The organism is Luoshenia tenuis, assembly GCF_014384745.1.
Classification (GTDB): domain Bacteria; phylum Bacillota; class Clostridia; order Christensenellales.
On record NZ_JACRSO010000002.1, the window covers coordinates 161,834 to 177,708 of the forward strand.

14 protein-coding genes are annotated in these 15,875 nt (G+C 56.0%); 1 reads left to right on the plus strand and 13 read right to left on the minus strand.

Annotated elements, in window-relative coordinates:
• Window positions 1–7 precede the first annotated feature (7 nt).
• The 6 genes from H8699_RS05700 to H8699_RS05725 form a co-directional block, all read right to left on the minus strand.
• On the minus strand, window positions 8–3,976 hold the full coding sequence (locus tag H8699_RS05700) for a phospholipid carrier-dependent glycosyltransferase (protein ID WP_249284850.1): 3,969 nt from the start codon (window positions 3,974–3,976) through the stop codon (window positions 8–10).
• 15 nt (window positions 3,977–3,991) lie between these two features.
• Window positions 3,992–4,375, minus strand: a complete 384-nt coding sequence (locus tag H8699_RS05705) for a YraN family protein (protein ID WP_249284851.1) — start codon at window positions 4,373–4,375, stop codon at window positions 3,992–3,994.
• The gene (locus tag H8699_RS05710) at window positions 4,362–5,012 is read right to left on the minus strand and encodes a ribonuclease HII (RefSeq protein ID WP_249284852.1); all 651 of its coding nucleotides are present in this window, start codon (window positions 5,010–5,012) and stop codon (window positions 4,362–4,364) included. The genes H8699_RS05705 and H8699_RS05710 overlap by 14 nt, the downstream gene beginning before the upstream one ends.
• Entirely contained in the window at window positions 5,009–5,884 is an 876-nt protein-coding gene (gene ylqF / locus H8699_RS05715) for a ribosome biogenesis GTPase YlqF (RefSeq protein WP_249284853.1), read from the minus strand. The genes H8699_RS05710 and ylqF overlap by 4 nt, the downstream gene beginning before the upstream one ends.
• Window positions 5,885–5,908: 24 nt before the next feature.
• Window positions 5,909–6,865 (minus strand): 3'-5' exoribonuclease YhaM family protein, encoded by a 957-nt coding sequence (locus H8699_RS05720; RefSeq protein ID WP_249284854.1) that lies wholly within the window; start codon window positions 6,863–6,865, stop codon window positions 5,909–5,911.
• Window positions 6,866–7,020: 155 nt separating this feature from the next.
• On the minus strand, window positions 7,021–8,247 hold the full coding sequence (locus H8699_RS05725) for an O-antigen ligase family protein (protein ID WP_249284855.1): 1,227 nt from the start codon (window positions 8,245–8,247) through the stop codon (window positions 7,021–7,023).
• Between the two features lie 268 nt (window positions 8,248–8,515).
• Between H8699_RS05725 and H8699_RS05730 the strand changes: the two genes are divergently transcribed.
• On the plus strand, window positions 8,516–8,671 hold the full coding sequence (locus tag H8699_RS05730) for a hypothetical protein (protein WP_171026054.1): 156 nt from the start codon (window positions 8,516–8,518) through the stop codon (window positions 8,669–8,671).
• A gap of 48 nt (window positions 8,672–8,719) precedes the next feature.
• Here the strand turns inward: H8699_RS05730 and H8699_RS05735 are convergent, their stop codons facing one another.
• From H8699_RS05735 to gndA, 7 genes are all read right to left on the minus strand, one after another.
• Window positions 8,720–9,637: an aldo/keto reductase gene (locus tag H8699_RS05735; RefSeq protein ID WP_249284856.1), complete on the minus strand. Its 918-nt coding sequence runs from the start codon at window positions 9,635–9,637 to the stop codon at window positions 8,720–8,722.
• A 131-nt stretch (window positions 9,638–9,768) separates the two neighbouring features.
• Entirely contained in the window at window positions 9,769–9,999 is a 231-nt protein-coding gene (locus tag H8699_RS05740) for a YlzJ-like family protein (RefSeq protein ID WP_249284857.1), read from the minus strand.
• Window positions 9,999–10,691 carry a ClpP family protease gene (locus H8699_RS05745; RefSeq protein WP_138295982.1) on the minus strand — a complete coding sequence of 231 codons (693 nt, stop codon included), beginning with the start codon at window positions 10,689–10,691 and terminating at the stop codon, window positions 9,999–10,001. Before H8699_RS05745 ends, H8699_RS05740 begins: the two co-directional genes overlap by 1 nt.
• A 130-nt stretch (window positions 10,692–10,821) precedes the next feature.
• Entirely contained in the window at window positions 10,822–12,090 is a 1,269-nt protein-coding gene (locus H8699_RS05750) for a lactate racemase domain-containing protein (protein WP_249284858.1), read from the minus strand.
• 16 nt (window positions 12,091–12,106) lie between these two features.
• The gene (locus H8699_RS05755) at window positions 12,107–13,546 is read right to left on the minus strand and encodes a gluconokinase (RefSeq protein ID WP_249284859.1); all 1,440 of its coding nucleotides are present in this window, start codon (window positions 13,544–13,546) and stop codon (window positions 12,107–12,109) included.
• 18 nt (window positions 13,547–13,564) lie between these two features.
• The gene (locus H8699_RS05760) at window positions 13,565–14,380 is read right to left on the minus strand and encodes an SDR family oxidoreductase (protein WP_138295985.1); all 816 of its coding nucleotides are present in this window, start codon (window positions 14,378–14,380) and stop codon (window positions 13,565–13,567) included.
• A 30-nt stretch (window positions 14,381–14,410) separates the two neighbouring features.
• On the minus strand, window positions 14,411–15,826 hold the full coding sequence (gene gndA / locus H8699_RS05765; protein WP_249284860.1) for an NADP-dependent phosphogluconate dehydrogenase: 1,416 nt from the start codon (window positions 15,824–15,826) through the stop codon (window positions 14,411–14,413).
• Window positions 15,827–15,875 lie beyond the last annotated feature (49 nt).

Genomic DNA, 15,875 nt, shown 5'->3' on the forward strand with positions numbered 1-15,875 from the left:
TGGCGATCTAGATAAACAAAACCCACGTCGGCAGCCATTTGAGCAGCCGGGCATAGCCCTCGGGGATCGGTATCCCCGTTACCGCGGGCAGGAAAAAGCAGAAGATCGCAAATACTGCAATTAAGAAAATCCTGACCGCCCAGCGTCCCTTTTTCCCCGTCGCATCGATCTTTTGCAGGCAGAAAACCAGGCAGAGCATCATAAACGGTACCGAGGCAAAGTAATGGTACAAGAAGGTGGAGCGCGGTACCAGTACCCAAGGCAGGAATTGCGAAGCCAGCCCGATCAGGATAAAGGTCAGCCGGGGATTTTTGCGCCAGCGCTCGGCAATCCACTGAACAGAGCCCCACACCGCCGCGCCGATCCCATACAAGGCGGCCCTTCCATCGCTAAGCGTGCGGCGGGAAGCTGTCATCGCCTGCCAGGTCATCCTATAGGTGGCGGCATGGCTGCGCCGCTGGATGAGCACCACCGCCAATACATAGCCGATGGCGGCCAGCCCCGTCCACCAGATGAGCGGGTTGCCCATACAGGAGATGCCGGCCGTCCAGCCCTCGGGCAGCAGCTGGTCGGAATAGAAGAAGGTCGGCCGGATCATCAGCGCCCATTCCCACCAGGGCGAGGCATAGGGATGCTGATCGACCAGCTGGCTATGGTAGGAGAACATGTACTGCTGGTTTTGCCATACCGTTTCCAGCAGCGGCTTTTGGAAGCCGTCCGCCTCGGGGATGTAGCTTAAAACATAGATGCCCACCGGGATGACGATGAAAAAGAGCAGGCAGACCAGCAGCGTGATCACCGTCGCCCTGGGGAAGGTCTTTTTTACGCCTGTATAAACCTTTTTCTCCGCAGGGGTATAATTTTCCTGCTTGAGCGCCCGCTTTGCCAGGCGGTATTCCTTATACCGCAGCCCCAGGGTGTAAAAGAACAGGACCGCTAGACCCGCGCCCGCGTAAAGGCAGATCCATTTGGTCGCCGCCCCCAGCCCAAAGGAGACGCCACACAGCATCAGCGGCCACAGCGTCTGGCGCAGCGGCTGGCGATGGAAGTTGCGTTCATAATAAAGGTACATAAATCCGTACATCATCATGATGAAGAACACGGAATAGCTGTCGATGGTGGCGATGCGCGTCTGCACAAAGTGCATCAGGTCAAAGGCCATTAAGAAGGCGCCTACAAAGGCCCACTTTGGCTTTTTAAAGATCGCCCGGGTCATCAGGTACATCAGCGGCACCATGGCAATGCCAAACACCGTGCCCATAAAGCGCCAGCCGAAAGGATCCATGCCGAACATCTCGATCCCCGCCATCATGATGACCTTGCCAAGTGGCGGATGCGTCGTCTCATAAGGGTGCCAGCCCATGATGTGCTCATAAGCCGTACGGCCGTGGTACAGCTCGTCAAAATACATGCCGTAGAGCGGGTCCGGCCAGTTTTTCACCATTTCCTGCTCGTCAAAAGCCTTAGCAAAGCCGTGCTCGCTCCCATCGTCGCCGGTGACGGATTGTACGGGCACCGCCTGCTGATCCGTATCCAAAAAGCCGATCTCCAGCACCCGCAGCCCTGTGGTCTGGGGCCGTAAGCGGATATAGCGGGCCTCCATCGGGCAGGAGAGCGGGTACCAGCGGTACATCTCCCCATGCGTGTATTCGATACGCGGCCCTTCGGTCCAATTCACCCCATCCACAGAATAGGAGATGGCGATATTCCCTTCGTTGATGCCCATGTAGTACATGACATAGGAAAGGTCGTGTACCTCGCCCAGATCTACCGTGGTAGCCTCGTAATCGTTGGTGGTCTCCCACCAGGTTTTGGGCGTTTCAGTCGAGCCCAGATGAAAAAAAGCAAAACAGGCGTAAACCAGCGTCAAGGCCAGTAAAAGCAGTACCTCCTTCTTGCTCCAGAGCACCTTTGCCCTCTCCCGCCCGTAAAAGAGCCTTTCGTAGGCCGGCTTTACCTGCATGGCCTTGGCCGTATTCTTCTCTACCGCAATATCCTCGGGCACCGGGTCCTCGCTCAAGGTAAGCACTTTGCGCCTTTCAAATATACGTACTGCCGTATAGAGCAGGTAGGCCCACAGGCCGATCTGCACTGCGCACAGCAGCATATAAAAGATATTGTAATTGGGCACGTGGATCCAGATCATCGTCAGCGCGGTATTGATAAAATTGGTCGCCGCAAAGCCGCCGATGATATAGAGCAGCCGCCGGTCCCTGATTTGGGTATAGGCCAGCGTCAGCAGCAAGAAAACCGGCATCAGATAGCGCTCGTGCATCTTGGGCCCCAGGATATAGAGCGTGGTGAGCAGCAGGGCCGCCAACATGAAATAGGCGCCCTTTTTATCCCTCCAGCGGACCCAGCCCACAATCGTGCCTACGATAGCAAGGCCGGTAAAGATATAGCCCCAGGTCCCACAGGTCAGCCCCAACAGCTGAGCATTAATATCCACAAAGTTAAAGCCCAGCAGCGCATACAGGTTCAGCGCGTTTAAAGAGGCATAAGGGTAGCTTGCCAGCGTCGTCAAATACTTTTCAAAGATAAACGTGCCGCTTTGTTTATAGAGAAACGGCACCGCCAGCAGGATAAAAGCCCCCGCCGCCAGCAAAAGCCCTGCGCCGATGCGTTTTAAAGCCGTTTTGCGCTCAGCCGCTTTAACCAGCCCGCCAATATACCCCAGCCCCACGACCGGCGCAAACACCAGCGCCTGGGGTTTGACCAACACCGCCACCATGTAGCAAAGGATGGACCAGTGATATTGCTTGCGCACGATAAACAGCAGCGTAGAGGCGATAAGCACCGCCAGGAACGCGTCCATCTGCCCGTAGACGCTGGAGTTGATCCAGATCGCCGGGTTGAACAGATACACCGCCGTGAGGGTGAGCGCCGCGCGGTCGTTTAAATGCCGGCGCGCCAGGCGCATGATCATATACCCCGCCGCCAGATCCATCAGGATCGCGGGGAGCTTGAGGAGGATCAGCGAAAGGCCGCTGTACATCTCGATCCCGAAGGTCTTGTGCAAAAAGCCGATCAACCACAGCGGGTAAAAATAGCCCGGCGGATAATCGCAAAAATAGGTAGGCGAGTAAAAATCGCCAAAACTCACTTCATTGAGCCGGGAAGCCCACCCATAAAAGCAGCCGATATCGTAGGGGTAGCCGTCGATATTGGCCGCCAGCACCATTCGGAAGATCAGCCCCGCCAGCATCAATACGGCAAAGGCCCCCACATACATCTTTTTATCGGGCCGCAGCAGCTCTTTTGAGCCCATGTAGCGCCACACCGCCCATAAAAACAAGGCCAGGAACAGCACGCCCAGCAAAAAGCACAGGCTGGTCACCAGATTGGGGTCGTCAAAAAGCTTGGCCATATCCCGCGCCATATAGATACGGTTATCGTACAACGGAATGACGGTGGCGCCCTCCGGTGCCGCCGCTTCTTCAACCAGAATATCGTCAAAATACGCCTCGCCCTGGCAATAGGCCTCCTTGCCGCCCAAACCAACCGCAACCGTCATCTCCCGCTGGGTCAGGCCGGTGCGCACATAGTACTCGATATATTGCCATGAACCGTCATTTGTCGTTACCTGAGGAAAGAGATAATCCCGGTCGGTCACACTGATGCTGGCGCCATAGCTGGTATTATCCGGCGCCTGCGTCAGCGATGTCAGCCAGACAAAACCGGAGACGCGGTAGACCGCATTGCCCCGTACCTGCACCGTCTGGCGCATAGAGGCGTTGTTCTGCGTCAGCTGGGTCACGCGCAGGCACTGCCCCACCCCGCCCGCCGCATCGCCAATGGGCTCCAGGGCAAACTCTACGGCGCGCTCCTGCTTTTCCACCGATTCTGTCCAGCCGATCAGGCCGTCCTCAAAATCGCCGTTATACAGCAGGCCGCTCTCCCCATCGGCCAGCGCCTGCAGGGGAAACAGCCCAAAGCATAACCATATTGCCATCAGTAAGGTGAAAAAGCGTTTCATGTGGACGTCCCTCTTTTAATAAACTATTTCTTCGGGGCATTGGAAAGCATTGCGGATATGCTCCTGCTGCGGCCCCATTCCCGGGCGGGATTGGATGATAAAAGCGTCAAACCGTACCGAACGCTCCAATCCCCCGGTTTCCTGCAGGTATTGCAGGGCAGCTTTGGCAATGCGGCGCTGCTTGGCGGTATTGATCGCCTCATAACCCGTACCATAGGTTTGGCTGCGCCGCAATTTCACTTCTACAAAGACCAGGATATTTCCTTCCTGCGCGATGATATCGACCTCGCCCCAGCGGGTATGATAGTTCCTCGTTAGGATTGTCCACCCAAGGGATTGGAAATACGCCGCCGCCAGATTTTCTCCCAGCCTGCCCTTTTCGCCCTTATTCCCCTGCATCGTCCGCCTCCTGCAGGATGCGCGTAATAAATGAGCGGCGGTGTATGGGGCACGGGCCGTAACGGCGCAGGGCCTCCATATGCTCAGCCGTGCCGTAACCCTTGTTACGCGCAAAACCGTATTGGGGATATTGCAGGTCGTACTCTTGCATCAGGCTATCCCGGTAGACTTTGGCCACGATAGATGCCGCTGCGATGCTGTAGCTCAGCGCATCGCCCTTTACAAGGCCGCGTGAAGGACAGGGCGGCCGAAGCCCGGGCACCGTATCAAACAACAAGAAATCCGGCGCCGCCTGCCAGGTACAAGCTGCCAGCAACGCTTTTTTTGTAGCGTTTAGGATGTTCATCTCGTCGATCTGCTGCGGCTCTACCTGCCCGATCCCCACAAACAGTGCCCGGGCGTGGATCTGGACAGCCAGCGCCTCCCGCCGCGCCGGGGATAGTTTTTTGGAGTCGTTGATCCCAAGGATCAGGTCATCCGGCGGTAAAATGACGCATGCCCCCACTACGGGGCCAGCCAGCGGGCCGCGGCCCACCTCGTCCATCCCCGCTACGCGCAGGCGCCCCGCATCCCAGAATTCCCGCTCAAGCCGCGTCATTTCCTCTAGGCGGCGCTCCTGCTGTTCTTTGCGTGTCATAGCTGCGCCCCCGCATCGCCGCTATTTTGCGGCCGCTCGATGGTGATGCGCCCGATCTTTCCATCGCGAAATTCATCCATCACCATGGCGACACCCCGGTCGATATCCAGCCGGCCGCCCGAGAGGATAAAGCCCCTTTTCTGGCAGATACGCTCCAAAAGCGCGTCGTTCTCCAGCATCAAATCGTCCTCGCCCAATTTATAGCGCGCAGTCAGCAGCGCCGGCGCGGCCTCCTTTAAAAAGCCCAGCAGCTCCAGGCAAAGCGCGTATACGTCGGTAATCTCATCCCGTATCGAGCCGATAAAGGCCAGATTACGCCCGGCCAACGGGTCCTCAAACTTGGGCCAAAGCAGCCCCGGCGTATCCAGCAGCTCCAGATATGGGGTGACCCGTATCCACTGCTTCCCCCGCGTCACACCCGGCCGGTTGGCCGTCTTGGCCTTGCCTCCGCCCGACAGGTTGTTGATCAGCGTCGATTTCCCTACGTTGGGGATGCCCACCACCATAACACGGATGGTTTTGGATACCCCCTTCTCGCGCAGTTTGTCAACGCGCGCCTTGGCGGCCTGCTGGATCTTATCCAGCACCACCTTGGCGCTGCCCCGCCGGGTCGCCACATACTCGATAGCCGGGATGCCCTGGCGGGCAAAGTGGGCGACCCATTGCTTGTTCGCCTTGGGATCCCCCAGGTCCGCTTTGTTAAGCAGCACGATCCGCGCACGGCGGGATACGATGGGTTCGATATCCGGGTTAAAAGAGCTCAGCGGGACGCGCGCATCCCGCACCTCCAAAACCACATCGATCTGGGGAATGGTCTCCTCCAGCATGCGTTTGGCCTTGGTCATATGGCCAGGGTACCACTGTATCTGCAAAAAATCTCCTCCAAGAATCCAATTTTATTCCCCTTGGGGCGCCAAACCATGATTGAAAATCTTACGGTTATCCAGCGCCCATATCCTGTCGGTAAACGCGCCGGAAGAAATATCCCTTAAGTGATCGCTAAAAATAAACATACGCGCATCCAGCATGTCCAGCTCGCTGAGCGCGTCCGCCTCCGGAAACATGGGCCGCACCGGGCTACCCGTATCCGGTTCGCCGTGGTGAGAAAGAACCATGTGCTCGACCATCAGGGCAATATAAGGGTCTATCGCCAACTCCCGCGCAGCCGTTTCAATATGTGCAACGCCCATAGCGATGTGCCCAAGCAGGTTCCCCGCTACCGTATAGCCGCTGCAAAGGCCCAGCTCATCCGCCTCCAGCTCGTGCAGCTTAGCCATATCGTGCAGGATCACCCCGCAATAAAGCAGCTCTGGGTTCAGCTGTGGATAGACCTGGCAGGCCGCCTGCGCCATGCGCAAGATGGTGTAGGTATGATAGAGCAACCCGCCGCGCATGGCATGGTGCAGCTTAAAGGCGCCCGGATGCACCAGCAGCGCCGCACGGTTCTGGTCTAGAAAATAAAGCGTAAGCTTTTTTAGATCCTGATTTTCAAACTTTTCCACCAAAGCGTGCATGTCGGCATAGGTCTGCTCCACGTCGATGGGGGCGCAGGGCACCAACGCCATTAAATCATAGTCATCGCCCGGCGCCGCCAGGCGGATCATGGTGATCTTGAGCTGATCTCTGCCCTGCCACTCTGAAACCGTGCCGCGCACTTTGATGATCTGCCCCGGCTGATATTCGCCATGGGCGGTTTTATCGTAGCTCCACAACTTTGCGGCTACCTCGCCGCCCGCATCGCCCACCACCATATCCAGATAAGTGGAACCGTTGGCGCTGGTACGCACATTTAAGGATTTGATGATGCAAAACCCCTGCACATAATCCTGCCCTTTTGTTTCCAATAGATGCATTGGCATATGCATCCCCCTTTTTTTACCATTTATAAGACATTATAATACAGGTTGGCATAAATGGGAAATGCCGGATCTTTAAAAATTACCGGCATTCTCAATCCGTGCAATAAAAAACTCCCTATCTTTTGGAATAGGGAGTTTGGGTATTATTGCTATTTTTTGCGGTAATGGGGCTGCAGCCGGCGCATGGTATAATTGGGTGCGGGGATGGGATGATAATGATACAACCGAGCTTCCTCCCTGCCCGGTTCAAAGCAGCCGATGCCGCCGCAGACGATGGCAAACATCAAACCGGTTTGCAACCAGAAGATGGTCACATCCAGCACGCCGTGAATCATTACCGCCGCGGCAAAGCAAAGGATCAGCGAGAAAAAGCGCCGGTCCCGCCCAAAGCACTGGGTGATTAGCTTTTTGCCGAACTGGGAAAAATAAGTCACCAGCAGCCCCAAGCCCACCAGGCCGTAATTGAGCAGGATATCTAACAAAAGGTTGTGCGCATGGGCCGTAGCAAGGCCCCCTACCTGGGGGAAAACCTGCATATAAGTCATGCCGCCCTGGCCCAGCAAAGGATGCTGGCTGATGCCATGCAGCGCTGTTTTCCAGATCGAAGCCCGCACATAAAAATCGTCCCCCACCTGCGTCAGACGCGGCAGCATCTGCGGCACCAGGTAAAGTACGCCCAGCGCACAGCCGCCCACCACCATTTGGATAGCCAGGGCTTTATAGCGCTTATTGACAAAGAGCATCATCAAAACAGCGGCGAAAATCACCGTCCATGCCGTACGGCATTCGCAAAGATACAGCCCTATAAGGTTGGCGGCGATGGTGCCGGCGTAAAAGAGCTTACGCCTGCGGCTATTCTGCCCCAACAGCTTATAGGCGCAAAGGATCACCACAAACTCGATGATCGTCGCGTAATAATTCGCGTTGGTAAATACCGCATCCGGGCGATAGAGCACATCCGCCCCAAAGAGCAGCTGCTGGCCGAGCGCCAGACCCGCACAGACGATGCTGGCTGCACAGGCCAGGTCGATCATCTTTTCAAAGCGCGGCTTGGTGACGGTATTGCGGATATAAAGGGCCGCCAGCGCGATCATCGCCACGGCGATGCCGACAAAAAAGCCACGAATATTGTCACAAAAAACGGGGACCACCATCCCCAATACACAAAAAGCTATTAAAATAATCGATCCACTGCGCCGGTCCAATATCAGTGAAGCCATCTTTTGGCTATAAATCAGGTAAAGCGTCAGGGCTACCAAAGCAACTATCGTAACTACGGGGCCGCAAAAAATAGCGGCAGTCAACCCGAGAAGGATCTTTTCATCTAACGGCACATTATTTTTAAGGCCGTTTAAGAAAACCTTAATATGGATCACCACCTTAACATCCATACAGTATAGGTATTGGCAATGGCGCTGTCAATATCATGCCATGATCGTTCATATTCTATGCGCAATCCGCCTCTTTGGGCAGGCTGTGCCACATTGCGCTGACTTTACTATATCAGCAAGCTGTAAATTTTTTCTTAATAACTGATGAAGAAATGGTTAATTTTATCATACATTTACACTTCAATTTCTCAAAATCTTCTTGTTATGCTTTTCCTCCGCCGTGCCCAAACTACCAATAAGGTGGTGAGATAAAATGAATCAAGCACAGGATCAATCGATCACGAGCGCCAGCAACCCCGGCTTTGCCGCGCTGCCGGTCTTTTTACAGGAAACCATCAAACAGATCGGCCTGCAGGTAGAATCAGAGCAACAGTTGCAGGCGTGCGCTCAACACTTTTTAGAGAAGTAACGCAAAAAGCGGGACAGGATATTGCTTCCTGCCCCGCTTTTGCATTTTTTACGGTAAGATATTCCCCGCCGCCAGATAGATCTCGTACCATTCCTGGCGCGTCAGTTTGATGTCCGCGCCCTTGCAGATCTGCCCGATGCGTTCCGGGTTCATCGACCCCAAGATGACCTGCATGTTTGCCGGGTGGCGCAAAATCCACGCCGCAGCGATCGCCGAATTGCTCACGCCATAGCGCGACGCGATCTCGTTGATCTTCGCATTGACCTTTGGGAATTTATCGTTATCCAGGAATACGCCGTCAAAATAACCATACTGGAAGGGCGACCAGGCCTGAATGGTGATGTTGTTCAACCGGCAATAATCCAGAACGCTGCCGTCCCGGTCAATAGCGCCGTCGATCTTCATATTCACATCCATGCCAGAATCGATCATCCCCGTGTGCATAACGCTAAATTGCAGCTGGTTAAAGAAGATCTCGTCCTTGAGATACTTTTTCAGCAGCTCGATCTGCATGGGCTTTTCATTGCTGACGCCGAAATAGCGCACCTTGCCCGATTCCCTGAGGCTGGTAAAGGCCTCGGCCACCTCTTCAGGCTCCATCAGCGCATCCGGACGGTGCAGCAGCAGCACATCCAAATAATCCGTTTTGAGCCGCTTTAAAATGCCCTCTACCGAGGAGAGGATATATTCCTTGGAAAAATCATAAAATCCCTTGCGAATACCGCATTTGCTCTGCACAATCAGGCTTTGCCGCTTAGAGGGCGTCCAATCGATCGCCTCGGCAAACACTTCTTCCGATGCGCCGCCGCCATAAATATCGGCATGGTCGATAAAGTTGATCCCCGCATCAAAAGCAGCCGCCAAAACTTCCTTGGCCTTGGCGGGCTCCAGCGCGCTCATCCGCATGCAGCCCAGCGCTACGGCAGAGGCCTTCAGGGCGCCGCCAGCCACCATAATCTGTTTCATCGGTTTCCCTTCCCTTCGTCTTTGGTTTACCCCATCCGCCTATTTCAGAGGGTTTATAAACAGGGTTACCTCTATTATGCGGCTTTTAATCTTCCCCGTCAAGGTAGCAGCTTTGACGTTTTGGGGCGAAATTAACGCCGCTTAAGCTCTGAAAGCATCACTTCGCATCCCGGCTGCAGGCTGGGGTCAAGGTAATCCTGCGCATTTCCGCTGGCGATGCGCACCAGCACCGCCCTGCCCTCCTGCCCGGGCGCCACCTGCACCAGCTGTCCCTTAAAATCCGCCCAAAAATAATCGGAAAAGGTGTCGTCTGCCTGCGGTGGAAAAACCTGCTCAGGCGGCAGGGCCGTATAAAGCACCATCAAGCATCACTCCCACTCATAAGCTCATTTAGCTTCTCAATGGCATCTGTTACCCCACCTACCGCGTCCATTAGGCCCTTATCCACGGCTTCTTTTCCCACCAGCACGGTGCCGATATCGCTGGTCAGCTCGCCCCGGTTCAGCATCAGTTCTTTAAAATCCTCCTCGCTGATGTGGCTATGCTCGGTAATAAAGCGCACGACGCGCTGCTGCATCTTCTCAAAGTATTCATAGGTCTCCGGCGCGCTGATGATCAGCCCATTGGTGCGGATGGGATGGATCATCATCGTCGCGCTGGAGGCGATGATCGAATAATCCGCCGATACCGCCATCGGCACGCCGATGCTGTGGCCGCCGCCCAGCACCAAGGCGACCGAGGGCTTTTTCATCGTGGCGATCATCTCGGCAATCGCCAATCCCGCTTCTACATCACCGCCAACGGTATTCATGATCAAAAGCAGCCCCTTGATCTTGCTGCTCTGCTCAATGGCCACCAACTGAGGAATCACGTGTTCGTATTTCGTGGTTTTATTCTGCGGCGGCAGCAGCATATGTCCTTCGATCTGACCGATGACCGTCAGACAATAGATATTGCTGGCCTCATCCTCGGGAACCTTAAGGGCGCCAAAATCCTTGATCGTTTCATTTACTGTTGCGGTATTTTGCGTTTCGTTTTGCGTATCGTTTCCCATTTAATCCCTTCCTCCATCCTGATCCATATTCTTCTGGGGTTAGGATTGCCGGGCAAAGGGGTTTGCATACCGTGGAAGTAGAAAAAACGCGCAGGCCCTGCGGACTGCGCGTTTTGACCGGATACGATATTTACTTAAAGTTCTCCTCCAGCGCCCAAAGACCCAAAGCGGGGTTAGAGATATAGTAAATCTCCTCCCCATCGGGCAGGGTATTAAAACCATCCTTGAGCTTTTCGGGGTCGTACCGCTTGGCGTATTCATCATAATCGCCATAGGTAAAGCCAATACTTTCGACCTGATCTTTAGTCAGGTGGCGCACGGCATAGGTCACGTTAAACCGTCCGTCGGGCGAACCGTGGACGATGTGCGCCGCAACAGACAGGTTGGAGGCGATATCCTCTCCGCGGTTGACGGCGGCCAGGATATTATCCCGCCCCGTATAGCCGTATTTGCCGATCAGCCGGTCAACGCCCTCGCTCTCGCCAAACTGACGCACGCCCGGCGCCAAGACGATCAACTCTCCCCCATCGGCGATGGCCATGCGCGTGCGGTAGATCGACTTATTGCCCACCCAGGTGGTGCGGAACTCTTCCGGCTCCATATAGACCACCACTTTTTTAAGCGGCTCCTTTACAAAGTTCAGGTTCAGCTTCTGGCTGACCTTTACAGCCTCCTCAAAGGGCTCTCGTCCACTGCCGATGAACAGGGCGTTCAACGCATCTTCTCCCTCGTACTGGCCGATCACGGTCAGCATAAAGGTCAGCGGCACATCGCTTAAAAAATGCTCCTGCGCGTAATCAAATACCTTTCGTACCGGCGTGCGGTCCCGGCCCATCATGCGCTCCATGCCATATACCGCGCCCAGGAAATGGGTGCCGCTGATCATGCTCTCCCCGCCGCAGCCTACGAAGATATTTTTAGAATAGTTGGCCATGCCTACCACCTCGTGCGGCACGACCTGGCCCACGGAGATGATCTTGTCATACCCCCCGTCGATCAAACGGTGGTTGACCTGCACCTCGATCTCAAAATCCAGCAGGCCTTCGGACACTTCGCGCACAAATTCCCCCGGCACCTTGCCCAGGGTCACACAATCCTTTTGCCAGTTGTGTACGATAAAGCGATCCAGCGGAATGTTCTGGCCGAACATGGCGCGCAGCTCTTCATCCTCCATGGCCATATGCGTGCCCAACGCGGGCATCAGATCCACCTGGCAGGTGGGCGAAAGGTGGCGGTACAAAATGTCGCAGATCGGCCCGGCCATAGAATGGCTGCGGGTGATATCCGGCGGCAGAAGCAATACTTTTTTCCAATCCTGCTGCTGTTCTTCCAGCCAGCCGACCACCAACTGCTCCAGCCGCTGCAGATCAATCCCTTTTTCGTATTCAATGACGCGCATATTCTCTCCCACTTCCTTACATTGATTTGTTATAACAGTCTAGATAGAGGCGGTAGCGCTCCTGCAGCGCTGCATGGCAGGTCATGTCGGGCTCAATCACCGTACCGGCGGGCGCCTCAAATTCCTCCAGGCGTGCGATAGAACCGGCTGCCTTCAGCGCCAGCGCCACGGCGCCCATGGTCGAGGCATGCTCCTGGGTAGAGGTTTCCATGGCCTTGCCAAAAAGATCCGCGGCCAACTGCAGCCATACGGGCGAATGTACGATACCGCCGGTAATGGAGATGCGCTCAGCACGGCTACCCAGCCCGTTTAAGATCTTATAGCATTGGTAGACGTTCATCAGCACGCCCTCCAGCAACGCGTAATACAGCTGTCCTACGCCGTGGCTGCCCTCTACCTGCACAAAACCGCCCTTGCGGGAATCCTCCCCGCCTGGACAACGCTCCCCATACAGAAATGGCAGAAAGATCGGCGCATTTTGTGTATCGCTTTGCGCTATCGCCTGCTCCAGCTCGCTAAAGGATAAACGCCCGCCCAGCAGGTCTTTTACAAACCAGTTGACGCAGTTGCCCGCGCCAGAGGTCGCCGCGCCGGCAATGCGCTTGCCATCGGCGATATAATAGCACCACGTGGCCGGATTTTCCGGCAAAACGGGCGCATCCACCGCCAGGCGTATCGCCCCGCTGGTTCCCACCGAAAAGGTCATCACTCCGGGTTTCATCGCGCCGGAACCTACCTGATTGAGCGCGCCATCCGCCCCGCCCACGCAGACCGGTATGCCGAAAGGCAGGCCCATCTGCGCAGCCGCCTCCTGGGATAAGGGCATGGTATCGCACGCCTCCTTGAGTGGGGGCAGCTGCTCTTTGGTCAGCCCGGCAAATTCTAAAATATCTTCATCCCAATCCAGCGTATGGATATTCATAAAGCTGCTGCCGGACGCCACGCATTTGGAGTAGGCGATATCCCCGGTCAGCCTTTCATAAATATAACTGGCCTGGCAGGAGATATACCGGGCTTTTTGGGTAAGCTCAGGCTGCGTCTGGCATAAGTACAGCCATTGCCATAGCGGATACATGCTATGGACCAGGCAACCCGTTTTGGCATAGCTCCATTTTGCGGTGTGTCCGTCGGTCCGGTAACGGGCCACCAGCGGGCCCGCGGCCGTATTGGCCCAGGTGCTGATGCGTCCAAGGGGCTTTCGCCCTTCATCCAGCAGCAGCAGGCTGTGCCAGATAAAGCTCAAGCCGATGCAGGCGATCTTCTTATCCGGATTGCGCCCGGCAAGCTCGCGCGTGCAGGCGCACAGCGTATCGTAGATCGCCTCGGCATCCTGGGTGATCACATCGCTGGCCTCCGGCGCAAAGGGCAGGCTGACCACATCTTGCACGCCCAGCTTATCGTCGTATAGGATCGCTTTGGCAGACTGCGTGCTGCACTCCAAAGCCAGTACGTTCAAATTATCCCACTCCTTACGTTAGATCGCAAAGTTGCCAAAACCGCCATCAATGCACAGTACCGTGCCGGTAACAAACGAGGCGGCATCGCTGGCCAGGAAAACGATGGCCCCTACCAGCTCTTCCGGCGTACCATAGCGGCCCATCGGGGTCTGGCCGATGATGTGCTTAGCCCGGGGCGTCATCTCGCCCGTCTCCTTGTCCTTAAGCAAGAAGCGGTTCTGCTCGGTCAGCAAAAAGCCCGGGGCGATGGCGTTTACACGGATGTTGGGCGAATAGTTGAGGGCGAAATGCCCGGCCAGCCATGCGGTAAAATTGGACACCGCCGCCTTGGCCGCGGAATAACCCAGTACATTGGTCAGCGGGCGCAGCGCGCTCATGGAGGAAATATTGATGATATTGCCCTCTTTTTTATCGGTAAGCACTTTACCAAACACCTGGCTGGAGAGGATAGCCCCCACCAGGTTCAGGTCGAACACAAAGCGCAGGGCCTCGGGCGGCATGTCAAAAAAGGAGAGGTCCGGGCTGGTGGAGGCGTCCGGGCGGTTGCCGCCTGCGCCGTTGATCAGCACATCGATGGTGCCGAACTTTTCCAGCACCGCGTCCCGCGCTGCGGTCAGGCTGTCCTTATCTAACACGTTCGCCTTCAGCCCCAGGGCGTCACCGCCCTTATCGCAGATCTCCTTTGCCACTTCCTTGGCGCGCTCTTCGTTCAGGTCGAGCACGGCCACCCGCGCGCCCAGCTCGCCCAGCTCCCGCGCCATCTCGCTGCACAGGATGCCGGCGGCGCCGGTAATCACAAACACTTTGCCTTTAACGTCAAAATTCGGTACCATAAATTATTCCCCCTCAGTTTTTGTATTCGCTTAGATATTCAGCCACTCGGTATGGAAGCTGCCGGGCTTGTCCGTACGCTCATAGGTATGCGCGCCAAAGTAATCCCGCTGGGCCTGTAGGAGGTTGGCCGGCAGGCTTTCACGGCGGTACCCGTCAAAATAGCTCAGCGCAGAGGCAAACGACGGGGCCGGGATGCCCATCAGGGCCGCCTGGGCCACCACGCGCCGCCAGCCCGCCTGGGCCTTAAAGAGGATGTCCTCAAAATAAGGATCCATCATCAGGTTCTCCAGATTCGGGTTGCGGTCATATGCCTCTTTAATGCGCTCCAAAAAGCGCGCGCGGATAATGCAGCCGCCCCGCCACATCAGCGCGATCTCGCCCATGTTCAGCGACCAGCCGTAAGCCTTAGAGGCCTCCTTCAGCAGGTCAAAACCCTGGGCGTAAGAGCAGATCTTGCTGGCATAAAGCGCCAGGCGGATATCCTCAACAAAGCTAGCCTTATCCCCCTCAAACTGCAAAGCGCTGCCGCGTATCGCCTTGGAGGCGGCCACGCGTGCATCCTTCTGGGCAGAAAGGCAGCGGGCAAATACAGCCTCCGCGATGGTGGGCGCAGCTACGCCCAGATCCAGCGCCTCCTGACTGGTCCACTTGCCGGTACCCTTCTGGCCGGCGCGGTCCAGAATGATCTCCGCCATGGGCTTGCCGGTCTCGCTGTCGGTCTTGGAGAGGATATCAGCCGTGATCTCGATCAAGTAGGAGTCAAGATCTCCCTGGTTCCACTCGGCAAAGGTCTTTTGCATTTCGGGATAGCTCATGCCCAGCAGTTCTTTGAGCAGGAAGTACGCCTCGCAAATCAGCTGCATATCGCCATACTCAATGCCGTTATGGGTGACCTTGACGTAATGCCCCGAGCCGTTTTCGCCGATATAACCGCAGCAGGGCGTGCCGCCCGCAACCTTGGCAGAGATGTCCACCAGGATCTTCCCAGCCAGCGCCCAGGCCTCTTTCGAGCCGCCCGGCATAATGCTGGGGCCCTTGAGCGCGCCCTCCTCGCCGCCGGAAACGCCGGCACCCAGGAAGTGGATGCCCTTCTCCTCCAAATACTGGCTGCGGCGAATGGTATCTTTAAAGAAGGAGTTGCCCCCGTCGATCACCACATCGCCCGGCTCCAAGAAGGTGAGCAGCTGCTCGATCACCGCATCAACCGCCTTGCCGGCCTGCACCATGATCATCACCTTGCGCGGTTTATCCAGCGCCGCGATGAAGCTCTCCAGTTCATGGGCGGGGATGATGTTTTTCCCCTTGGCTGTGGTAGCCATAAAGTGATCCGTCCGCTCGGGCGAGCGGTTATATACTGCCACCGTATAGCCATGGCTTTCCATATTGAGCACGAGGTTTTGGCCCATAACAGCCAGGCCGATCAAACCGATATCCGCTTTTTTCATACTCTCACCCTTTATCAGATTATTTTATATTCAAGAAAAAAAGGCGCGC